The following is a 21,450-nucleotide window of genomic DNA, read 5'->3' on the forward strand; positions in this document are numbered from 1 at the left end:
CAACAATGGACAATGCGTCTTCCCGCTCCAAGAACGCCTTGAGCCTTGTGCAGCTGCGCGCGCTCGAAGCCGTGGTTAGAACCGGCAGCTTTTCAGCCGCCGCCAAGGAAATCGGCGTGTCGCAGCCGTCGATCTCCAACCATGTTCAGGGACTGGAAAGCCGATTCAAGACGCGTCTGCTGGCAAAATCCGGCTATTCGGTCTCGGCGACCCCGGCACTGGAAGGCCTGCTTCCCCGGATCCGCGCGGTGCTGGCCCTGGTCGGCGATCTGGAAACCGAGCTCACCCACCAGAAGGCGCTCGCCTCCGGTGAGCTTCGGATCGGCTATTCCACATACCAGCTGGCGATCCCGAAGATCTCGCACTTCATGTCCAGCCATCCGGACATCGCAATCGAGGCCCGCGCGCTGGCAACCCGGGACATTCTCGATCTTTTTGAGAACGGCGAAATCGATATCGGCTTCATCACCGGCCGCGAGATCCCCGCCGAACTTGACGGCGAACTCCTGGTCAAGACCCGGATCGTCATTGCCGCCCCGCCCGATCACCCGTTGGCAACGAAAGGCAAAGTGACCTGGAAGGACATAGGCAAACTCGCCTTACTCCAGCGGGAAAGCTCGTCCGGCACGCGCAAGATCTTTGAAGCCGCGGCAACCGTTGCAGGGTGCAGGCCCAGAACCGTGCTTGCGCTCGGCTCTTGGGGATCGATCGCCACCTTGATTCGGTCCGGCGTCGGCGTCGGCATCGCCATGGAAGCGGAAATCACCGAGCGCGACGGCTGCGTCGCGATCCAGATCGACGATCCGTCCCTGGTGGCCCATCATTACGTGGTCTGGCAGACGGACATGGCCAAGGTGGCAGCGGTGGAGGCCTTTCGAGACAGCCTGCACGATGTTTGACACTTCCGTGTCAGGCCTCAATTTATAATGAAAAGCTATACACTTACTTTTTTCATCGACTTGTCTTGGAGCGCGTGTTCTCTGTTCCTGCTCCGCACATACGACGCAGTCGGTTTTGACGGCGCGCGGGGAAGAGATCTGCCCATCCCAAGGCGATTCAACCGGAAAACCAAGAGCCTCACCGCATGAAACTCAAATCATATGACCTTGCGATTGTCGGCGCGGGGATCGTGGGCCTTGCCCATGCCCTCGCCGCAAGCAGACGTGGCAAGAAGGTCGTTGTGATTGACCGGGACAGCGTCGCCAATGGCGCCTCCATCCGCAATTTCGGCTTTGTCACCGTGACCGGCCAGCAGGCCGGCGACTGCTGGCAGAAGGCCGCCCGCAGCCGTCAGGTCTGGGGCGAGGTCGCCGAGGCCGCGCGCATTCCGCTGCTGCAACAGGGCGTGACCCTGACAGCCCGCCTGCCTGAATCCGAAGCGGTGATCGACGCCTTCCTGAAGACTGATATGGGCGCGGAGTGCCGCCGCCTGAGCCCGGCGGAAGCAGCCGAGAAGGTTCCGGCCCTGCGCCGCGACGTCATCACAGCCGCGCTTTATTCGCCGCTGGAAGTGCGGGTGGAATCGAAGGATGCCCTGCCCCGGATCGCCAATTGGCTGGAAGAGGTTCACGGCGTCGACTTCCTGTGGCAGACCAGCGTCAATGCCATCGAGACGCCGAGGCTGGAAACCTCGCGCGGCACCCTCCAGGCAGAGACCGTGATCGTTTGCCCGGGCGATGATGCCACCACGCTGTTTTCAGACCGCATCGCATCCTACGAGGTCACCCGCTGCAAGCTGCAGATGCTGCGCGTCACGCCGAAAACCCCGATGACCCTCGGGACCGCGGTCATGTCCGACCTGGGTCTTGCCCGTTACCTCGGTTATGCCGAGCTGGCCGAAGCGACCCCTCTGAAGGACCGGCTCGACCGGGAGATGCGCGAGCACCGCGACAACGGCATTCACCTGATCGTCGTCCAGTCCGGGGACGGCAGCCTGGTGGTCGGCGACAGCCATCACTACGGCCCGACCCCGGACCCGTTCATCGATAAAAGCGTGAACGATCTTATCCTGCACGAGATGGAAACTGTTCTCGATCTTGGCGCACACGACATTTCCGAAACCTGGATCGGCACCTATGCTTCCGCGCCGGACCGCTGGCGGCTGACCGATGCGCCCGATGATGCCACCCGCATCGTCATGGTGACCGCAGGCTGCGGCGCCTCCACCGCCTTCGCCATCGGCGAGGAAACCATTGCCGACCTTTACGCCTGAGGACAAAACAGAATGAGCAAATTCAAAGCCGTGGTCTTCGACTGGGCCGGCACCATGATCGATTTCGGCTCTTTCGCGCCGATGGGCGTCTTCGTGAAGGCCTTCGAAAAATTTGGCATCACCGCCACGATCGACCAGGCGCGGGCGCCGATGGGCAAGCCGAAATGGGACCATATCCGCTCCATGATGGACGACCCGGACATTGCCGCCCAGTGGACCGCGAAATACGGCGAAGCGCCGAGCGACGCCGATGTCGACAAGGTCTACAAGATCTTCGTGCCAATGAACGAGGAAGTCGTCTCCGACTTTGCCGACCTCGTTCCGGGCGCGCTGGAAACGGTCCGTTTTCTGCGCACCAAGGGCATCAAGATCGGCTCGACCACTGGCTACACCCGCTCGATCATGGAACGGGTCCTGCCGAAGGCCGCCGAACAGGGCTATGAACCGGACAATCTCATCTGCGCCGACGATCTGCCCGAAGGCCGCCCCGGCCCGCTCGGCATGTATCAGTGTTTTGTCGATCTCGTCGCCTATCCGCCGAGCGCCGTCATCAAGGTGGATGACACCGAGCCGGGCATTGCCGAAGGCGTTGCCGCCGGCTGCCTGACCGTCGGCCTGGCGCTCTCCGGCAATTATGCCGGCAAGACCCCGGACGAGCTTGCGGCGCTGCCCGAAGCAGAGGTCGACGCGCTGCGCCGGCACGCCACCCTTAAGCTCAAGGAAGCCGGCGCAGACCATGTCATTGACACCGTCGCCGATCTACCGGCCCTGATCGAAAAGCTCGAGGCAGCATGAGCAACCGGCCGAACATTCTCCTGATCACCGCCGACCAGTGGCGCGGCGACTGCCTCAGCACTGTCGGCCATCCGGTGGTGAAAACACCCTGTCTCGACGCCTTCGCCGAGACGGCAACCGTCTTCGAGCAGCATTACGCGGCAACCGCGCCCTGCTCACCGGCACGGGCCTCGCTCTATACCGGGCTCTACCAGATGAACCACCGGGTGGTCTCAAACGGCGCGCCCCTCGACGACCGTTTCGACAACATCGCCCGCGCTGCCCGCCGGGCCGGCTACCTGCCGACCCTCTTCGGCTACACCGACACCGCGCCGGACCCGCGTCTGCACGATCCGAACGATCCGGCACTCTCGACTTATGAAGGTGTGTTGCCGGGCTTTACTGTCCGCCAGAGCCTGCCGGAAGACGACAAGCCCTGGCTGTCCTGGCTGGCGGCCCGGGGTCATGACCCGCAAGGATTTGCAACCATCCACCAGGTTTCGCCGGAAGACGGCGAAACGATCTCACGCAACGCGCCGCGCTATGGCAAAGACGAGACCCAGACGGCCTTCCTGACCGACAGCTTCCTGACCTGGCTCAAAGAACAGGACGGGAGCACGCCCTGGATGGCCCATGTCTCGTTCCTGCGCCCGCATCCGCCGATCACTGTGCCGGCGCCTTACAACACGATGTACGACCCGGAAGACGGCCCGGATTTTGTCGGCGGCACGACGCTCGCGGACGAAGCCGCGTTCCATCCGCTGGTCGCCGCCCTTCAGGCACGGCAGCATCTCTCAAGCCACATTCCGGGCGCGACAAACCACGTGCGTGATCTTTCGCGGCGCGACCTGAAACGCCTGCGCGCGCTCTATTACGGCATGATCACCGAGGTCGACACCCAGCTCGGCCGGATTTTCAACGCGCTGGAAGCGCTCGACAACACGCTGATCATCTTCACCTCCGACCATGCGGAGATGATGGGTGACCACTGGATGCTCGGCAAGGGCGGCTTCTATAAGGAGAGCTACCACATCCCGCTGATGATCAAGGCACCGGGCGGCGCGAAGGCCAACCGGGTCTCCGCCTTTACCTCGGCGACCGACATTTTCCCGACGCTGATCGACCTTCTGGAAATCGATCCGGAACACGCCCCGGACGGCGCCAGCCTTTTGCCTTATCTCGCCGGCAAGACACCGCTTTCCTGGCGCGACGCGGCTCTGTTCGAGTTCGACTACCGCCAGCTGCTGAAAGCCAATCCGGGCCTCTTCCCGGAAGGCTCCGGCTCCACTTCCGTCCTCAGCCGTCTCGGACCGGACTGGCACTATGTCCATGCTTCGGGACTGCCCTGTCTGCTCATGGAGACCGCGTCTGGAAGCCTTGAGAACAAGGCAGCCCAGAACCCCGATGTGGTCATGACCAATCTGGAAGCCCTCCTGAACGAGCGCCTCGCCCATAACGACGAAACCCTCGCCCGCTCCCTGGTCTGGGACTATTACTCGGAATAGCAAAAGAGCCGATCCGGTGAACGCTGGAGAGGCGCCGGGTTTCTCCGGCCGGTTTTAGCTCCCATTAAGCCGTGTCCCCGACAATGGGGCACGGCAAGGGAAACCGAGACATGCGCGCCAGTCCAGATCAGCATCATACGACCACGGCATCCAGACGGCACCGTTGGGCAGGCAGGCTATTCTCGCTCGCCCTCACGACGCTCGCCTTCACGCCCGTACAGGCGGTCGAACTGAAAGTCATCGACAGCAAGGACGCGCCCTGGCCGTCCATCGGCCGGGTCAATGTCGCCGGTTACCGCTCGACCTCCATGTGCACAGGCACCTTGATCGCGCCCAATCTGGTGCTCACCGCGGCCCACTGCCTTTTCAACAAGAAAACCCTGAAACCCTTCCCGGCCGACGATCTCCTGTTCATCGCGGGCGTGCGCCGGGAGGAATACTCCGCCCGCCTGGAACCGGCCTGTTTTTTCGCCAACAAGGACTATCTTCCCAGGCAGAAACCGAAGCTGCGCGACGTCCATGACGATGTCGGCCTGATTGTCCTGAAGGAACCGAGCACCCTGCCACCCGTGCCTGCGCTGACCCTGGAGGAAGCCGCTGTCCTGACCAAAGACACCCGCTTCCAGTCCGTCGGCTACCGCCGCAGCCGCCGCTTCCTGCCGACCGTGGTCGAGGCCTGCAAGGTCATGGGCACGACTGAGGACGCCTGGGTCACCGACTGCGCGTCGGAAGCCGGTGCTTCGGGCGGTCCGTTGCTGGTGGAGACGCCGGACGGGCTGCGCGTCGCAGGCGTGATGTCGGCGAAGATCGACGATGTCCGCTCGGCGATTGTGCCGTTTTTCGAGTGGCAGGAGTTGTTGGGGAATCCGAGCTGCCAGACATCTTTGGATGCCTCCACTCCCGCCCTCAGGTCCACCCTGCCGCCAGCCGAATAACAGGCGGGAAAAGTTCGCGATCACAATTTTTCGCTGCCCCTCGGCAGGAAGCCCGGCTATGGTGCAGCCCTCAAAGCCCTATCCGGGCTGGACTGTCAGAGGAAATCGCCGCAGGCCATGAACCAATCCCCACCACTGCCCAGTTCCGAAGACTACCAGCCGGTTTCGACCGAACGGCTCGCCTTTGTCGCCAGCGACACAGACGAAGCCCAGAAGGCGCGGCTGGAGCTGTCGCACCGATATGGCAATGTGCCCGCGGAAAATGCCGACGTGATCGTGGCGCTTGGCGGCGACGGCTTGATGCTGCAGACGCTGCACCGCTTCATGGGCAGCGGCAAGCCGATCTACGGCATGAATCGCGGTTCGGTCGGCTTCCTGATGAACGAATACCGGGACGACGACCTGAAGGAGCGACTTGCCCGGGCCGACGTCACCACGATCCGGCCGCTGGAAATGACCGCGACCTGCGAAGACGGCAAGCCGCACACGGCACTCGCCATCAACGAAGTCTCGCTGCTGCGCCAGACGTCCCAGGCAGCAAGGCTCAGAATTTCCGTTGACGGCCGCACCCGGCTGGAAGAGCTGGTCTGCGACGGCATCATCGTCGCGACCCCCGCCGGCAGCACCGCCTATAACCTTTCGGCCCACGGCCCGATCCTGCCGATCACGGCCCAGCTGCTGGCGCTGACGCCGATCAGCGCCTTCCGGCCCCGCCGCTGGCGCGGTGCGCTGCTGCCGAACTGGGCTCAGGTCGACATCGAGATCCTGGACGCTGCCAAGCGGCCGGTCAGCGCCTCGGCGGATCACACCGAGATCCGGCGCGTCACCCATGTGACGGTCCGCGAAGCGACTGACGCCCAGGGCGTGATCATGTTCGATTCCGACCATGGCTGGGACGAGCGCATCCTCACGGAAATGTTCCGCTATTAGCGCTGAAAGACTTTTCCGGAAACACCCTGTTAAACATGATTGCCCATACTGCCCGCCACAGGCTCCATGCCGAGCCAGGAGACGAGGGCCCCGTTTGACATGGCTGACACCGCCAAGGATCAGGAGTACGAGATCTTGACGCCGCCGACCGATCTGCGTTCGAAGGTTCGGGAGCTGACGCCGCGCGAAGCCAAGAAGTTCGACCCGGTCAAGGCCGCCGAGGCCGCTCTTGAACGCCTTGCCCCCCATTTCGGCAACTGGATGGACAACGAGACCAGGGATCTCCTGAGCGCCTGGGAAAGCATCAAGATCGACGGGCTCAACGAAGGCACAATGGCAACGCTTTATCAGGCCGCCCACAACATCAAGGGCCAGGCCTTGACACTCGGCTTTCCGCTGGTCGGCGACGTCGCCGCCGGCTTCTGCCACCTGATCGAGACCATTCCCTCCCCGGACAAGCTGCCGCCGGAGCTCGCGGAACGCTACGTGGAAGCCATCCGCGCCATGGTCACGGAAGGCGCCAAGGACGACGCCAACAAGACCGGCGTCGCACTCCTGGAAACGCTTTCCAGCGTCACCGACGCCTACCTGGCGCAGTTTCCGAAAAAAGACGGCGCCAAGGACTGATACCAACCTCAATAGATTGGAACCCATCTGATGGCGCTGATCCGGTTTGGCCGGCAAGGCGCGCTTCGCAGGACGGGCCTGGTTGGTATGCCGTCTCTTTCTATGCTGTTTTAGGGAACTCTGAGACTGTGCTCGCTTTTTGCGTCGATTGGACAATTCTGTTTCGGCCGGTTTTCTTAGCCTGATAAAGCGCGACATCGGCCCGCTCGATAAGCGTCTGCTCCGTCTCCGTTGTCGAATCCAGACATGCCAGACCGATACTGCAAGTTACAGTGAACTGGCCATTTGCAGTGGAAAACTGAAGCGCTTCAATCTCTGCCCGTATCCGTTCCAGAAACGCCATGGCTCCGCTTTTGGAGCCTTCTGGCAGCAGCAGGCAGAATTCTTCGCCCCCAACCCTTGCAACCACGTCAGACGCTCTGGCAGACGCCTTGAGAAACGATCCGACCTTGCTCAGAACTTCGTCGCCTGCCGCATGCCCAAAGCGGTCATTTATCTTCTTGAAATGGTCCAGGTCGAGCATGGCAGCAGCGAGGTCGTGCCGATAGCGAGTGGCTCTATCAAATTCTTCCGACAGCCGAATATCAAACAGGCGACGATTGTAGAGACCTGTCAGCGGATCTTCGGACGCAAGCTTTTCCAGTTTTTTGTTGGCCTCGTTTAGCGCCTGCGTGCGCTCCGCAACTTGCGCCTGAAGGTTTTCGTTCAGTTCACGCAGCGCCTTGATCATGAACGTGAAATGGTCGGCAAGATCTCTCGCTTCTTTCCAGCCCGCTCTTTCCAGGTGCGGTTCTTCGAGGGAGCCTTTTGAGGCAAGCGCGGTGTAGGCCCTCAGTTTTTCGATCGGTCTTGCAATATAGAAGGCCAACACAACCCCAACGGCAATCGCCAGCAGGACGATGACGAACTCAGCGACATAGATTAGCGATTGGTTCCGCGTCACAAGTTCGTTCACTTCCGCCTCGCTGACCTTGGCAACCAGACCCCAGTCGAGCTCCGGAAGGTACCGTGTCGACGCAAGCACAGGCTCTTCCCGGTAGTCAGGTGCGTGATCGAGAACGATTTCATTGCCAAGCATGGCTTGAATGATCGGAACATCGTGTCGGTCTTTTGAGACCCGCCGCTTGAATGCCGCTGCCGAGTCGTATTTCAGCGGTACGGCAAAAAGCGCATCGCCGTTTTCGGCCCGTACCGCCACCAGCCATTCACCGGTCTCGCCCAGTCCGGTGCGGTCCCTGGCGAGCGCATTGATGAAGTCAGCAAAAAACTGTGCTTCCACATAGCCTACGGTAGTGTGGTCGAGGATGAGCGGCTCTCGGCTGATCGCGACGGTATACCCGTCATTGGCAGCGAGCGACACTTCGATCTTTTCCGGCTTCGTTTGCAACTCGGCAGTTTGCGGCTCGGCTTCCAAGGTGGATACGACCAAGCGCCCGGCCGCATCGTAGATCCGGATTTCCCTGAGATGCGACAAGCCCTGCTTCGCGTCGTGAATGATCTTGGCGATCTTCGCCCTGTGCCGAACCTCGCCAGTCCTGGTCCACTGGTCCAGACTCAGGCGCAATTGGGTCCGGCTCGAAATCAATGCCGAATTGTCGCGGATCCGTTCAATTGCCGATTGGATACGCTGTTCGGCAATCGCCGACATAGCGGACAAATGCTCGACATATTGCTCTCGCGAATATTTGCCAAAGTGGTTGTTGAGGTATTGCAAGCCCAAAAACAGCGGCACCGCCGACATCAGGACGAACATTAGGCTCAGCAAATGTTTGAGTTTCATGCGTACCATCCTCAAACTCCCAGCCCCCTAAAACAAGGACACCAGTTAACAACCAAGAGATGCGCACTAAATTTATTCTATCAAGCAACCTGTGAGATTTTGTGATCATAAGAAAAAAAAATTAAATATTGCTTTCAATCTTCTGATAAACTTAGAGCAGCTTCTAAAAAAACAACTTATATTTGTATATCAACTGACAAAGCAAGCTGAGAATCATCACAATTGACTTCTGGAGGCTGATAGAAATCACCCTCCAGGTGGCATCAATTCATGGTCGGGACGTGAGGCTTTCGAGGTTGTGAGATTCTTGCTGCCAAAAACTGGCGCCAGCTTTGCGGCTGGACGAACTTCCGGGTTTACCCATGCTCGTAGCGTTCAACGAAATCCAGAAGCAAAAGTTGTTTTAAATGAAAATGTAATGCGTTCGGATCACGCCGCCGCGGTGACTTGAAACCCGCTGTTCTTCAAGAGCAGCCGAGCTTCCAGGCGGGCAACGTCGATGGCGAATCGGCGGAGGAAGGCGATGACGTCTTCGTCGGCACCAAGCGCGCCGTCTTGCATTTCAGCAAGCAGCGTCTCGGTCAGCATGCGGGCTTCGTCCAGCGGCAGGTCATAGGTGAAATCCGCTTCCGCCTGGCGGGCGATGTCGATTGCCAGCAAAAACGCCTGATGCGCCCGCAGCGGCAGGCCCGCCTTGCGCAGGATCGCCTGCAGGGCGGAACGGCGTACGCTCACCAGAAGCTTGCTGAGGCGTGGCAGCGGCACACCGCCGAGATTGGCGAGAGAAGCCGCGAAAAAGCGCAGGCGGCCGCAGCAGACGGCGCGCAGCAGCAGCCTCGTCGTCAACTTGCCGTCGGTACGCAGATGTTCGACAAATTCGGGCAATTCCTCCGCGCCGGCCTCGAGCGCCAAGCGCAGGACCACCTTGTCCTCCGCGTCGCTCAGGAAGGTCTGGCGCTGATTTTCCGGAACCCGCTCCAGCACGATCGGATGATCGTCGAGATTTTGCGCCAGCCGCATCAGCAGCCGGAAGCGTATGACCAGGGGCAGGTCCCGTGTCTTCAAGAGCTGGTCGCACAGGTCCGGACGGTCCTCGAAGCGCTGTGCCAGACGCAGCAACGAGGATTGAAGCACCCGGGCGCTCCGGTTTTCCAGAAGGATCCGGCAGGCCGCCTCGCAGCCGACCTCGCAAATGGCGGCGCTCACGGAGGCCGACAGGCCATCGCGCGAGGCGATGGCGCTTTGAACGGCATCGCTGCCCTCGGCCAGGAGATCGACCAGCTCGATATCGCTCAAGACCGGAGACGCGGAGAGAATCGGGATTGCGACCTCGTCGACATCACTGGCAAGGCAGCGGATGATATGGCCCGGGGCATGGGCGCTTGTGCAAAGCACCCTGGCGATCGCCTTGCGCACTGCCCGGCTGGGGTCGTCGAGAAGGATTGTCAGTGCCGCCGCCATGCTGGTCCGTTCCTGGCTGCCCGGTTCGGCGGCCAAACAGCGCTCCGCGAATTCCTCTGCGGCCTGAATATCCAAGGTGCGCTCGTTGTCATCGTGAAAGTGCAGAATGTCGTGTTGGGTCATGGCGGTAAAACGATCTTCCCATATGTCGGAGACGATCCTGACATCAAAGGCTTAACGATCGGTTCACCATAATTTTGCCAAGGTTTTCTAGGGTCTGTGGACAATTAGGTTTCGGTCTTGGCGCTTGTCGGATTTCGGTCTTCGAGAAGAAGGAAAGTCCGCAGTGGTGTGGATACCACAAGGACTTTCCGACGCACGCGAAACCGAAATCCGCTGCGTCCCGCAGGGATTTGGCTCAAATGGCTCATTTCGGCGTCGCAAAGGCTTGAAAGGGCCGGCCCTTCCTGCGCCTTTGCTCCTTGAACTCGAGCCATTTGCATCCAAACCAAGACCAAATCCTAATTGTCCACAGACCCTAGGCAGCCGCTCAGGCTGGCGGCAGCAGGTCTTTCTGTTCTTCCTCCGCCTTCAGGCGCAAGAACCTTGTCAGGTCCAGTGGCCCGCCCTGATTGGCAAGCGCCAGTTCCTGGGCCTGCACCTGGCTGGAGGCGCCGGACAACGCGCTGTAAAGCGCCGCTTCCTCGACGGCGGCAAAGGCGGAGGCAAAGCGCGGATTCACCTCGGCATTCGCGGAGGCCGGGTCATTGCGGAACAGCGCCTCGAACGGATTGGCCGTTTCGGCAGCCTGGAAGGCCGAGAGCACCCGCGTAGAGGCGCCGAAATCCGTGCCCCTGATCGAGGCTTCGGTGGGGTTCTGCGGCTGTGGCGGATTGGCTGCGGCCACAACGGTTTCTTCCAGGAAGACGGCGCTCGGCGTCGAATCGGCCGGTTTGCCCGGACGGCCTTCCGGAATAGGAACGGTGACCTCGGCAAACTCAAGCGGATCTTCGTCCGGCAGCTGCGGGATCTGGGATGCCGCTGCGGCCACCTGCACGGGCGCTTGCGGCTTGGAGCGCATGGCAAAGGCGGCGGCCGGATCCCCCGCCAGATGATCGAAGGGTTTCTGTTCGATCGGCGCGCCGACAACGGGCTTGGCGGTGGGCAATGTGGCCACCTGGGTCAGCTCGCCGGAAGTGCGCAAGTTCTTCTTGGTACCGGCCTGGGCGATCATGGTCACCGCATCATGCTTGGAGACGATGACCTCGTAGACCTCCTGCATCGACCGGGCCTTGCCGTTGCGCTCGTAAAAGATAGGCTTGTTGGCGCGGGCCTGGGCGGAGAACATCTTGTCGGCGCGCATATCCGGATTGGCGTTGGTCGCGCCGATCAGTTTGCTGGCCCCGTGCGCACCCAGGAAATGCGCCATGTAGAGTTCACCGTCCGTGGGCTCCCGGCCGATCTTGCGCTCCAGGTACTGGGCGTTCTTCTGCGTCAGCGCCCCGGCCATCATCGACGAGATTTCCGGATCCTTTCGCAGGTCCAGGATTTCCCGCCGCATATTGGCGTCGCTTACATAGAACTTCCCGCTCTTGGAGCGTTTGATGAGGTCGGAGTATTTGTCCAGCCCGTGTTTCGGCCCGGCTTCCTTCATGGTTTCCAGCCAAGTGGACTCAATGAACTGGAACAGCCCTGTTGCACTTGATGTCTTTGCCTTGGCCGACGGGTTGAACGATGACTCCCGTGCGGCCGTCTTCACCAGGTAGTCGAAGGACGTACCTGTTGAAGTACTCGCAGACTGAAACGCAAGCTCGATCCGTGACGCGACCGAGGCAGTGTCAGCAACCCGCATGACGCTCTCTCCTCGACGGAACTAAAGTTATTACTTCGTTAACTTTCGCGCTCAAAAGGTTAACAAAACCTTAACAGCACACAGACCGTACTCTTACTGGCGTCAGGAGAAATTCTTTTTTTTGTTGACCTGCGCAGAACTACCAATGCGCACGTCCGGGAATGTGGAAATCAAAGGATTCCCGGACTTTTTCTTGGGAAAAACGCGCCAAGAAAAATGTCCATGCCGCGACTGGATACCCGTCCGGCGCTGAGTCGGCAACTGGTTAATGAAAAAAGGCGCCGACTCGGCCGGCGTCTGCCCAAACGCCCCCCCCTCCTTCGTCATCCCGGACGCAGCGCAGCGGAGATCCGGGATGACGAAGGAGAGAATTTTGAGAAAAATTAAGCCCTAAGTTCCCACCTTCAGACTTTCGGCCGGCCCATCTGGAAGACTTCCGTCACCGCCGAATAGTCCATGTAGCCGAGCCGGGCGAGCGGCTGGTAGCGGGTGACGTCGATAAGGCCGTCGACCAGCACGCTGTCATCGATGTGAACACCGACAACCTGGCCGTACACCACGTAGCTGTCCGTGTCCGCTCCCTCGACGGTCTTCAGGCGCAAGGTCTGCAGATGTTTGCACTCCAGCGCGGTGACGGCCCTGGCCACGCGCGGCACCTTGACCAGATGGCACGGCGCTGTCTCCAGGCTGGCGAAATCGAATTCGGAGGTTTCGTGCGGCACGGCGGCCGAACTCCGGTTCATCTCATCCTTCAGCTCCAGGCTGGCCATGTTGCAGACGAACTCACCGGTCGCGTCGATATTGGCGACGCTGTCCTTGTAGCCGGACGAGGAGAACATCACGATCGGTGGCGAGTCGCAGACGGCGTTGAAGAAGCTGTAGGGCGCCAGATTGGTTCGGCCATCCTTGTCCAGCGAGGAAATCCAGCCGATCGGCCGCGGCGACACGATCGCCTTGAACGGATTGTGCGGCAGGCCGTGGTCGTTTTTTGCGGTCTCGTAAAACATGGGTCAGTCGGTCTCGGTCCAGTTGGAAATCAGGTCGTCCAGGGTCGGGCGTGGCCGCTCGACAGGCGGTTGTGTCGCCGTGCCGATATGCACAAACCCTGCAAAGCGTTCGCCCGGGCGGGCTCCCAGATATCTGGCGGCCTCGTCGTCAAAGGCAAACCACTCGCTCAGCCATTGCGAGGCGAAGCCTGCGGCCGCCGCGGCAGTGACCAGGTTCATGCAGACGGCCCCGGCGGAAAGTTGCTGTTCCCACACCGGTATCTTGGGATGGTCGGCCGCCTGGCTGATCACGCCGATCACGAGCGGCGCCCGGGTGAAACGGGTCAGTTCCTTGTCGCGTGCGTCTCCTTCGAGCGGTCCATGCAGCGTTTCGTAACGCGCCGCCAGCCAGGCGCCGATCCTCTCGCCATCCTCCGCGGCGCGGTACAGAACGAAGCGCCAGGGTGCAAGCTTGCCGTGATCCGGCACCCTTGTGGCGATGGTCAGAAGGTCCCGGATCTGGTCCGGGTCCGGCCCGGGTGCCGCCATGGTGATCGAGGGGTGGGAGCGGCGCCGGCGCAGAAAGGCAAGCGTTTCCGGCGATCCGGTTTGATAATCCGACATGAAGGGTCCTGTCCCGCCTGTTACAGAGTTATGATCCACGTAATTCATTGACCGTAATTGTCAACTTTGAAGACGGCGTCTTGAATTTGCCGGAATTTCAGGGCCCTTAGGGAGCCATCGGGGCTAGAGACTCAAAAACACTGGTTATATTTTTCGAGCCATAATGATAATGAAGTGGGCATGTTGAAGACAGCAACCGTATCAGCCCGGTCCCCATGGACGCGTGCCGTCATGAATATCGCGACCGGCGCGATCATCTGCGCCACCCTTCTGATGGCGCCATCCGGCTTGTCCTTTGCGCAAGATGCCGAGTTGCCGCCGGTTCCGGCCGGCAAACCGGATCCGAATGCGCCGCCGACCATTTCCGACACGCCGATCATCAATCTGCTCGACCGCGAGCCGGAACCGCTCTTTTCCGACATCATCGCGCCTTCCCCCTACGCCCCGACCTCCTTCGCGTCGACCGGCGTCAAGGGCGGCCTGCATCAGGGCGCGCTCTATCTGATGGCAAAGCTGACGCCCGACAGCCCGCCGCTCGATGACGATCTCATCTGGCGGATTTATTCGGAGACCACCAATGCCGACGGCCGGCTGGAACTGGTGGCGACGTCACGCGGCGGCGACGCCGAATTCCGCCTCGATCCGGGCACCTACCTGATCCACACAGCCTATGGCTTCGCGCAGGCCACCAACCGCATCGTGATCGGCAAGGAAGTGCAGTCCAAGATGGTCACGCTCAATGCCGGCGGCATCAAGTTCGGCGCGGCACTCAAGGATGGCGAGGATCTCGACGGCCGGCCGGTTTCCTTCGACATTTTCGGCCTGGACTTCAACCAGCGCGGCGAGCGCAATGTCATCGCCCGCAACGTCAAGCCGGGCTCCATTGTCCGCCTCAGCGCCGACACCTATCACGTCGTCAGCCGCTACGGCGACGTCAACGCCATCGTGCGGGCCGACATCCAGGTCCTGCCCGGCAAACTGACCGAGGCGACCATCTTCCACAAGGCCGCCGATATTACGCTGAAACTGGTCAACGAACGCGGCGGCGAGGCCATCGCCAACACCACCTGGTCCGTGCTCAGCCCGGGCGGCGACGTGGTCGTGGAAGCCACCGGCGCGTTCCCCGACTTCATCTTGGCGGAAGGCGAATACGAGGCCCTCGCCCGCAACAACGGCAAGACCTACCTGCACACGTTCACGGTCGATCCGGGCGCCGACCGCGAGGTTGAGGTGGTCACGTCGCTAAGTGAACTATCAGGTCAACAAACGACCGTAAACAACTGATTCTTTTTGACGCTAGGCCTAACTACGCTCCCCCGAAGCCCTCTTCATTCCGTCATCCCATGGCTTGACCATGGGATCCATGCCGTTGCCACTGCCCCAGAAACACCCCCGGTCAATCGGCCGAAGTCACGGCATGGATTGCCGGATCAAGTCCGGCAATGACGAGGACTGGCAACTGTATGAAATGGCTTGCGTTCGACAGCGCGAACCCTCTTCCGTGTTCGTCATCCCATGGCTTGACCATGGGATCCATGCCGTTGCGACTGCACCAGAAACGCCCCCGGTCAATCGGCCGAGGTCACGGCATGGATTGCAGGATCAAGTCCGGCAATGACGAAAACGGGAGGATTGTCCGAGCCTGCTCGCGATCGGCAACCAGCTGTCATCCCCGCGAAACGGGGACCCTGGAAACTTCATCGTCGCCGCAGAAAACGCCAGTTCCCGGGGGTCCTGGGTCCCGGATCTCCGCTGCGCTTCGCCCGGGATGACAAGTTGCGCGCCCGTTCAGCCCAACTCGACAGACAACACTTGCCGGGTGCCGTACCTGATAGGGGTGACAGTCGAAAGATTTCGCTCAGTGCCGCCGGCCGAGCAGGCGTTTTTCGGCGTCGACCGGGGCCATTTCCATGACCTTGGTCTGGAGGAAATCCATGATTTCCTTCTGGTCGCCGAAGCCGGACAGGGTCTCGAACGGGATCGGACGGCCAGCGCGGGCGGTGATCACCGAGCCGAGGATGCGGCGGAACTCGCGCACCAGCAGCGACAGTCGCAAGGTCAGCGAGTACCTGCTGACAAGATGGAACAGCCAGGAGTTCTGGCCGTCGAAATAAAGCGGCAGCACCGTCGCCTTGGACGAGCGGATCATCTTGGCGGTGAAGGTCTTCCAGGGAAGTTCCTCGGCGCGTCCAAAGGGCTTGGCTGCGGTAGCGACCCCGCCACCCGGGAAGACGATGATCGTCGTGCCCTCTTCCAGAAGGCGCAGGGCCTCCTTGCGCGTCGCCATGTTGGTCTTCAAGGCTTCCTTGGTTTCCTCGAAATCCACCGGCAGCGAGAACGGCCGGACTTCGGGGACCTTCAAAAGCTCGTTGTTGATCAGAATCTTGAACGGCCGGCCGAGCTTTTCGGCCAGCGCCAGGATCGCCAGGCCGTCACCGATGCCGTAAGGGTGATTGGCAATCAGAACCAGCGGTCCTTCGGGCAGGTTCTTCGGCGGCCATTCACCGCCCGCCACCGCGACATTCAGATTGATCAGGCCAAGAAGATCGTTCCAGATATAGTCGGACGTGCCGACCATCGTCTCTTGCCAGATCTCATAGATATCGACGAGCTTGCGCCGGCCGGACATGCCTTCAATGGCGCGAATAGTCCACCGCTTCAGCGGCGGGTGGTCCGGATTGGCATAACTGAATTCAGCGTAATCCACGGCGGTCGTCTTGGCCCTGAAGAATTTCTGGAAAAGTTGGAACCCAATACCAGACCTTCTGTTTCACGATTGTGACAGCGCATTGCCTTTCACACCGGAGCATATGCCCTTAGGGAAGGACAATGCGCAAGCTGTCACTTTTCTCCTAAATCGGAGGTAACCGGGCTATTTCAAGTCCGGCGGGGTCGCTTCCTCGACAAAGGCCGCGATCGCCTCGTCGAGCCCCATGGATGTCTGGTCCTTGGAGCCGAGCCGGCGGACATTGACCGTGCGCTCTTCGGCTTCGCGCATGCCGCAGACGATGATCACCGGAACCTTGGCCAGCGAATGTTCGCGGACCTTGTAGTTGATCTTCTCGTTGCGGAAATCGGTCTCCACCTTCAGCCCCTTGGCCTTGAGCAGATCCGCGACTTCCTGGCCGTAAGAATCGGCTTCCGAGGTGATGGTCGCAACCACGATCTGATGCGGCGCGAACCACAGCGGGAAATGACCGGCATAGTTCTCGATCAGGATGCCGAGGAACCGTTCCATCGAGCCGCAGATCGCGCGGTGGATCATCACCGGCGTCTTCTTCTCGCCGTCGCTGTCGACATAGAACGCGCCGAAGCGTTCCGGCAGGTTGAAGTCAACCTGGGTGGTGCCGCATTGCCATTCACGGCCGATGGCATCGCGCAGGGTGTATTCGAATTTCGGGCCGTAGAAGGCCCCTTCGCCCGGCAGGATGTCCGTCTTGACCCGGCCTTCGGACTGGGCCTCGATCTGCTTCAGCACATCTTCCATGATCTTTTCGGCGTGATCCCAGGCCTCGTCGGTGCCGACGCGCTTTTCCGGGCGGGTCGACAGTTTGACGACGATCTCGTCAAAGCCGAAATCCTTGTAGACCGACAGGATCAGGTCGTTGATCTTCAGGCACTCGTCCGCCATCTGCTCTTCGGTGCAGAAGACATGAGCATCGTCCTGGGTGAAGCCGCGCACGCGCATCAGCCCGTGCAACGCGCCGGACGGCTCATACCGGTGCACGACGCCGAATTCGGCGAGGCGCAGCGGCAGGTCGCGGTAGCTCTTCAGGCCATGCTTGAAGATCTGCACATGGCCCGGGCAGTTCATCGGCTTCAGCGCGAAGGTGCGCGTGTCTTCCGCGTCCGGATCGGCGGACTGCACGGCGAACATGTTTTCCTTGTACCAGCCCCAGTGGCCGGAGGTCTCCCACAGCGAAGTGTGCAGCACCTGCGGCGCGTTGACTTCCTTGTAGGTGTCCCGCAGCACCCGGCGCTTGTAGGCGATCAGGTTCTGGAACATGTCCCAGCCCTTCGGATGCCAGAAGACAACGCCCGGTCCCTCTTCCTGGAAGTGGAACAGGTCCATTTCCCGGCCGAGCTTGCGGTGATCGCGCTTTTCGGCTTCTTCCAGCATGTGAAGGTAGCCTTTCAGCTCCTTCTCGTTGTGCCAGGCGGTGGCGTAGATGCGGCTCAGCATCTCGTTGTTTGAATCGCCGCGCCAATAGGCACCGGCCACCTTCATCAGCTTGAAGGCGTCGCCGATCTGCCTGGTGGAGACCATGTGCGGACCGCGGCAGAGATCCAGCCACTGGCCCTGCTTATAGATCTTGAGCTCCTGGTCTTCCGGGATCGCATCGACCAGCTCGACCTTGTAGGTCTCACCCTTGGCGGCGAAATAGCGCTTGGCTTCCTCGCGGGACCAGATCTCCTTGGTGAACTGCGCGCCGCGCGCGATGATCTCGCGCATCTTCTTCTCGATCACCGGCAAGTCGTCCGGGTGGAACGGCCAGTCGTCGCCGGTGTCCGGGTGCACGCGCTTGAAATCGTAGTAAAAGCCGTTTTCGATCACCGGGCCGATGGTCACCTGGGTGCCCGGCCACAGTTCCTGCACAGCCTCGGCCATCACATGGGCGGCGTCGTGGCGGATCAGTTCCAGGGCACGCGGATCGTCGCGGGTGACGATCTCGAGCGCATGGTTGCCGGTGATCGGATCTGACAGATCCTTGAGCTCTCCGTCGAGGGTCATCGCCACGGCCTTCTTGGCCAGCGATTTTGAAATGCCCTCGGCGACGGCAAGGCCGGTGGTGCCTTGCTTGTATTCGCGCACGGAATTGTCTGGGAAAGTCAGTTGAATCATTTTCTCTCTCCTGCTCACTCCTGCAGACAAGGCAGGTAAGCTCTTCGAAGGGGGCGGAACGGGCCGGGCATACGGGATTCAGCCTAATCCGGCAACCTTTTCCCGGGCATTCCTTTAAGATTTTACCGGCAACTGTGACCTCACCGCGTCTCCAGCCGGCGCACGAACCAGCGGATCACCTGGTCCCAGACGGCATCCTTGTCGGCCTGGTCCTCGACGCCGTGCTCCAGGTTCGGATTGTCATTGACTTCGATGACGACGATCCGATCGCCGATGACCTTGAGGTCGACACCGTAAAAGCCGTCCCCGATCAGGCGCGCGGCACGCACGGCGATTTCGACCACCGCCGGCGGGGCTTCGGCGAGCGAAACCGTCTGGTGACCACCCTCAACCGACTTCTTGCCGCTCTCATGGCGCACGATCTGCCAATGTTTCTTGGCCATCTGGTATTGGCAGGCAAACAGCGGCTCGCCGTCGAGCACACCGATGCGCCAGTCGAAATCCGTCGGGCAGTATTCCTGCGCCAGCAGAATGGCGCTGTCCTGGAACAGGTCCTTCAGTTTCTCCTTGATCGCCTCCGCCCCCGCAACTCGGAAGACACCACGGCTGAACGAGCCGTCCGGGATCTTCAAAACCACGGGTGAGCCGAGCTGCGCTTCCAGATCGCCTGCCTCCTTCAAGGAGGACAGCACCACGGTTTTCGGCGTGGCAATGCCGTGGCTGGCGAGCAGCTCCGTCAGATAGACCTTGTTGGTGCAGCGGATCATCGACACCGGATCGTCGATCACCGGCATGCCTTCCTGGACCGCGCGGCGGGCGAAGCGGTAGGTGTGATTGTCGATATTGGTGGTTTCGCGGATGAACAGCGCGTCGTATTGCGCCAGCTTGTCGAGATCCCCCTTGCCGATCGGCACCACCTCGACCCCATGCCTGGCGGCAATCCTGGCCATGTGTTTGAGCGAGGCCACCGAGGTTGGCGGCAGCTCCTCCTTCGGGTCGGAGAGAACCGCAAGCGCGTATTTCATCACGGCCCGCTGTTTCGGCGCACGCCAGGGCCGAGTCGTGTAAGCTTCGATGGCAGCCAGGAACCGGGCACGCTCGTCCGGGAGCAGATCATTCACCGCCAGGACACGGATGCGCTTGATGGCGCGCCAGTCGCCGTCTTCCAACAAAACCTCCAGGACCGGCGCCCGGAACCAGTCGAACAAGAGCCGGGCAAAAGGCTCCAGCCGGCCGTCGTCCATCTGGCCGAGATAGACCAGCATCCGCTTGACCGCGCCGGCGTCTTCCGCCGGCATCTTGCGCAAGGACCGGTTCAGACGGTCTTCCAGTTCGGGCAAGGCGTGCTGGTAAAGTTGCTTGCGCGACAATTCGATCATGGTTTCGACGCCCGGCACCACCCGGTGCTGGCGGGCTTCGGCGAGCAGCGAGGCATAATAGCCCGCGCCCTGGTAGGCATAGGAGCGCGACAGGTTGAGAATGGTCGGCTTGGCTCCGGCAAAAAGCTTCGGATGCGTCAGGTAGTCCTTCACCGTCATCACCTTGTGCGGCGTTTCGGTGTTGGAGAGATCTTTCAGGTGATCGACCAGAATGACCCAGGAAGACATCGGATCAGGCGTCCTTCTTTATCAGGATCTGCGCGCGGACCGCGGTCCGGCCCCAGCGGGCCATGCGGTCGAATTCGGCAAAGGGAATGGGCAGGTTGGCGGCGTCCGCCGGGCTTTCATGGCGCTCGTGTTCCAGCCAGGGATCGTGGATAATCAGGTGCCGGGCATCGGCGCCATGCACCAGCACCCAGTGCGGCACCTTCTGGCCGAACATCCGGTAACCGGAAATGAGCACGATCGCGAGCGCCCCAACCGCCACCGCCTGGCCAAGACCGGTGGCGTCAAGCGGCTGGTCGGAGCGGCCGATGCCGAGACGCGTTGCCTCCTCGCGGTAGCCTTCCTGAACGAGCTGCAGGATCTTGCGTTTCTCGGGATTGCGCACGGAGGTCAGGAACAAAGGTTCATCGGGCGACAGGCGCACCTCTATGGAAAGTCCGCGCCGTGCGAGCGCGTTGGCGAGCCCGAACGGCCCGCAGCCGCCATGACCGGACGCCAGGAAAATCGTGGTAGCTTCGCGCCAGAGATCAAGCTCTTCCAACGGGCCGGCGGTGATGCCTCGGTCGAAACAGGTCAGCGCCATCAGTGCGCAGGCCGGTCCGCAGGTAAAATCCGTGGTCTGGGAATAATAGGGGGCCCTGCCCGTCCCGAGTTTCGGCCCGTGCAGCAGCTTTTCCATCCGCAGCGCCGCGCTGCCATCCTCGTAATAGCCCGGAACCCGGCCAAGAGCCTTGTAGCCGCCTTGCTCATAAAGACCGCGAGCACCGGCATTGTCCTCGCGCACCTCGAGCCGCAGCACGATACGATCGTGTTCGAAGGCCGCTGCCTCGGCGGCGTCAAGCAGCCTGGCGCCAAGCCCCTGCCCCTGGCGGTCCGGCGAGACGGCCAGCGAATAGAGCCGGGCCAACGCCGTCCCCTGCCGCAACAAAAGCAACACGTAGCCAACAACGCCGTCGGTATCCTCGGCAACAAGAAGACACGCCCCTGCGCTCTCCAGAAAGCGCCTGAAGCTCCTGCGGGAAATCCGGTCTCCGTCAAAGACACTGTTTTCGATGCGAACCAGATCGGCAAGGTCGGAGGCCTCCGCCTTGCGGATCAGTATGTCCCTGGTATTGGCCTGGGGAAAAGCCTTGTTCATGGCGCTTGATGAGCCCCATCAACCGGTGCGCCGCGCCCGGTGGTCATCCTTGATTGGCGACGGTCTGACTGCGGCAAATTCCAGCACTCAAACCGATCGGCGGCGGAAAGCGAAATACACCGGATTCGCGGGTCTGTCTTTGGCTATTTTCGTTACGGAAGCACAATTTTGGGAGGCAGCAATCCGGGATGTCCAGGATCAACCGCTGCACGATATGGAATTGGCCCGGCAGCGGCCGG

The 21,450-nt window shown here is 61.1% G+C and carries 17 protein-coding genes; 8 read left to right on the forward strand and 9 right to left on the reverse strand.

Annotated elements, in window-relative coordinates; genetic code table 11:
• Window positions 1-5: 5 nt before the first annotated feature.
• From M0H32_RS20355 to M0H32_RS20385, 7 genes are all read left to right on the forward strand, one after another.
• On the forward strand, window positions 6-899 hold the full coding sequence (locus M0H32_RS20355) for a LysR family transcriptional regulator (protein ID WP_248157143.1): 894 nt from the start codon (window positions 6-8) through the stop codon (window positions 897-899).
• A gap of 185 nt (window positions 900-1,084) precedes the next feature.
• Complete coding sequence (locus tag M0H32_RS20360) at window positions 1,085-2,212, forward strand: TIGR03364 family FAD-dependent oxidoreductase (protein ID WP_248157145.1); 1,128 nt, start codon at window positions 1,085-1,087, stop codon at window positions 2,210-2,212.
• Between the two features lie 12 nt (window positions 2,213-2,224).
• Window positions 2,225-3,007 (forward strand): phosphonoacetaldehyde hydrolase, encoded by a 783-nt coding sequence (gene phnX / locus M0H32_RS20365; protein ID WP_248157148.1) that lies wholly within the window; start codon window positions 2,225-2,227, stop codon window positions 3,005-3,007.
• Window positions 3,004-4,491 (forward strand): sulfatase-like hydrolase/transferase, encoded by a 1,488-nt coding sequence (locus M0H32_RS20370; protein ID WP_248157150.1) that lies wholly within the window; start codon window positions 3,004-3,006, stop codon window positions 4,489-4,491. Before phnX ends, M0H32_RS20370 begins: the two co-directional genes overlap by 4 nt.
• Window positions 4,492-4,601: 110 nt before the next feature.
• Window positions 4,602-5,426, forward strand: coding sequence for a trypsin-like serine peptidase (locus M0H32_RS20375; RefSeq protein ID WP_248157152.1), 825 nt, complete (start codon window positions 4,602-4,604; stop codon window positions 5,424-5,426).
• Between the two features lie 117 nt (window positions 5,427-5,543).
• A complete protein-coding gene (locus M0H32_RS20380) occupies window positions 5,544-6,356 on the forward strand; it encodes an NAD kinase (RefSeq protein WP_248157153.1) in 813 nt (270 codons plus the stop codon).
• Between the two features lie 99 nt (window positions 6,357-6,455).
• The gene (locus M0H32_RS20385; RefSeq protein WP_248157155.1) at window positions 6,456-6,983 is read left to right on the forward strand and encodes an Hpt domain-containing protein; all 528 of its coding nucleotides are present in this window, start codon (window positions 6,456-6,458) and stop codon (window positions 6,981-6,983) included.
• Between the two features lie 100 nt (window positions 6,984-7,083).
• On the opposite strand, the gene M0H32_RS20390 is transcribed toward M0H32_RS20385, so the two are convergent.
• From M0H32_RS20390 to M0H32_RS20410, 5 genes are all read right to left on the reverse strand, one after another.
• A complete protein-coding gene (locus M0H32_RS20390) occupies window positions 7,084-8,763 on the reverse strand; it encodes a sensor domain-containing diguanylate cyclase (protein WP_248157156.1) in 1,680 nt (559 codons plus the stop codon).
• Between the two features lie 429 nt (window positions 8,764-9,192).
• Window positions 9,193-10,347 (reverse strand): DUF2336 domain-containing protein, encoded by a 1,155-nt coding sequence (locus M0H32_RS20395; RefSeq protein WP_248157157.1) that lies wholly within the window; start codon window positions 10,345-10,347, stop codon window positions 9,193-9,195.
• A 367-nt stretch (window positions 10,348-10,714) separates the two neighbouring features.
• The gene (locus M0H32_RS20400; RefSeq protein WP_248157158.1) at window positions 10,715-12,016 is read right to left on the reverse strand and encodes a transglycosylase SLT domain-containing protein; all 1,302 of its coding nucleotides are present in this window, start codon (window positions 12,014-12,016) and stop codon (window positions 10,715-10,717) included.
• A gap of 404 nt (window positions 12,017-12,420) precedes the next feature.
• On the reverse strand, window positions 12,421-13,023 hold the full coding sequence (locus tag M0H32_RS20405) for a flavin reductase family protein (RefSeq protein WP_248157159.1): 603 nt from the start codon (window positions 13,021-13,023) through the stop codon (window positions 12,421-12,423).
• Between the two features lie 3 nt (window positions 13,024-13,026).
• Complete coding sequence (locus M0H32_RS20410) at window positions 13,027-13,626, reverse strand: nitroreductase family protein (protein ID WP_248157160.1); 600 nt, start codon at window positions 13,624-13,626, stop codon at window positions 13,027-13,029.
• A 231-nt stretch (window positions 13,627-13,857) separates the two neighbouring features.
• Between M0H32_RS20410 and M0H32_RS20415 the strand changes: the two genes are divergently transcribed.
• Window positions 13,858-14,910 carry a hypothetical protein gene (locus M0H32_RS20415; protein WP_248157162.1) on the forward strand — a complete coding sequence of 351 codons (1,053 nt, stop codon included), beginning with the start codon at window positions 13,858-13,860 and terminating at the stop codon, window positions 14,908-14,910.
• A 574-nt stretch (window positions 14,911-15,484) separates the two neighbouring features.
• Here M0H32_RS20415 and M0H32_RS20420 read toward each other — a convergent pair.
• The 4 genes from M0H32_RS20420 to M0H32_RS20435 form a co-directional block, all read right to left on the reverse strand.
• Window positions 15,485-16,333 carry a lysophospholipid acyltransferase family protein gene (locus M0H32_RS20420; protein ID WP_248157164.1) on the reverse strand — a complete coding sequence of 283 codons (849 nt, stop codon included), beginning with the start codon at window positions 16,331-16,333 and terminating at the stop codon, window positions 15,485-15,487.
• 165 nt (window positions 16,334-16,498) lie between these two features.
• Window positions 16,499-18,469 carry a threonine--tRNA ligase gene (gene thrS / locus M0H32_RS20425; protein WP_248157166.1) on the reverse strand — a complete coding sequence of 657 codons (1,971 nt, stop codon included), beginning with the start codon at window positions 18,467-18,469 and terminating at the stop codon, window positions 16,499-16,501.
• A gap of 140 nt (window positions 18,470-18,609) precedes the next feature.
• A complete protein-coding gene (locus M0H32_RS20430; protein ID WP_248157168.1) occupies window positions 18,610-20,076 on the reverse strand; it encodes a RimK family protein in 1,467 nt (488 codons plus the stop codon).
• A gap of 4 nt (window positions 20,077-20,080) precedes the next feature.
• Window positions 20,081-21,211, reverse strand: a complete 1,131-nt coding sequence (locus M0H32_RS20435; RefSeq protein WP_248157170.1) for a GNAT family N-acetyltransferase/peptidase C39 family protein — start codon at window positions 21,209-21,211, stop codon at window positions 20,081-20,083.
• Between the last annotated feature and the right edge of the window lie 239 nt (window positions 21,212-21,450).

The sequence above is a fragment of the Roseibium sediminicola genome, from assembly GCF_023156505.1.
Classification (GTDB): domain Bacteria; phylum Pseudomonadota; class Alphaproteobacteria; order Rhizobiales; family Stappiaceae; genus Roseibium; species Roseibium sediminicola.

What these genes read in the sequence shown, in the direction of transcription:
- M0H32_RS20375 (WP_248157152.1), top strand. Translation starts at nt 4,602, where the DNA reads ATGCGCGCCAGTCCAGATCAGCATCATACGACCACGGCATCCAGACGG.
- M0H32_RS20380 (WP_248157153.1), top strand. Translation starts at nt 5,544, where the DNA reads ATGAACCAATCCCCACCACTGCCCAGTTCCGAAGACTACCAGCCGGTT.
- M0H32_RS20430 (WP_248157168.1), bottom strand. Translation starts at nt 20,076, where the DNA reads ATGTCTTCCTGGGTCATTCTGGTCGATCACCTGAAAGATCTCTCCAAC.
- M0H32_RS20370 (WP_248157150.1), top strand. Translation starts at nt 3,004, where the DNA reads ATGAGCAACCGGCCGAACATTCTCCTGATCACCGCCGACCAGTGGCGC.
- M0H32_RS20415 (WP_248157162.1), top strand. Translation starts at nt 13,858, where the DNA reads ATGAATATCGCGACCGGCGCGATCATCTGCGCCACCCTTCTGATGGCG.
- M0H32_RS20395 (WP_248157157.1), bottom strand. Translation starts at nt 10,347, where the DNA reads ATGACCCAACACGACATTCTGCACTTTCACGATGACAACGAGCGCACC.
- thrS (WP_248157166.1), bottom strand. Translation starts at nt 18,469, where the DNA reads ATGATTCAACTGACTTTCCCAGACAATTCCGTGCGCGAATACAAGCAA.
- M0H32_RS20410 (WP_248157160.1), bottom strand. Translation starts at nt 13,626, where the DNA reads ATGTCGGATTATCAAACCGGATCGCCGGAAACGCTTGCCTTTCTGCGC.
- M0H32_RS20400 (WP_248157158.1), bottom strand. Translation starts at nt 12,016, where the DNA reads ATGCGGGTTGCTGACACTGCCTCGGTCGCGTCACGGATCGAGCTTGCG.
- M0H32_RS20390 (WP_248157156.1), bottom strand. Translation starts at nt 8,763, where the DNA reads ATGAAACTCAAACATTTGCTGAGCCTAATGTTCGTCCTGATGTCGGCG.
- phnX (WP_248157148.1), top strand. Translation starts at nt 2,225, where the DNA reads ATGAGCAAATTCAAAGCCGTGGTCTTCGACTGGGCCGGCACCATGATC.
- M0H32_RS20405 (WP_248157159.1), bottom strand. Translation starts at nt 13,023, where the DNA reads ATGTTTTACGAGACCGCAAAAAACGACCACGGCCTGCCGCACAATCCG.
- M0H32_RS20360 (WP_248157145.1), top strand. Translation starts at nt 1,085, where the DNA reads ATGAAACTCAAATCATATGACCTTGCGATTGTCGGCGCGGGGATCGTG.
- M0H32_RS20435 (WP_248157170.1), bottom strand. Translation starts at nt 21,211, where the DNA reads ATGAACAAGGCTTTTCCCCAGGCCAATACCAGGGACATACTGATCCGC.
- M0H32_RS20385 (WP_248157155.1), top strand. Translation starts at nt 6,456, where the DNA reads ATGGCTGACACCGCCAAGGATCAGGAGTACGAGATCTTGACGCCGCCG.
- M0H32_RS20355 (WP_248157143.1), top strand. Translation starts at nt 6, where the DNA reads ATGGACAATGCGTCTTCCCGCTCCAAGAACGCCTTGAGCCTTGTGCAG.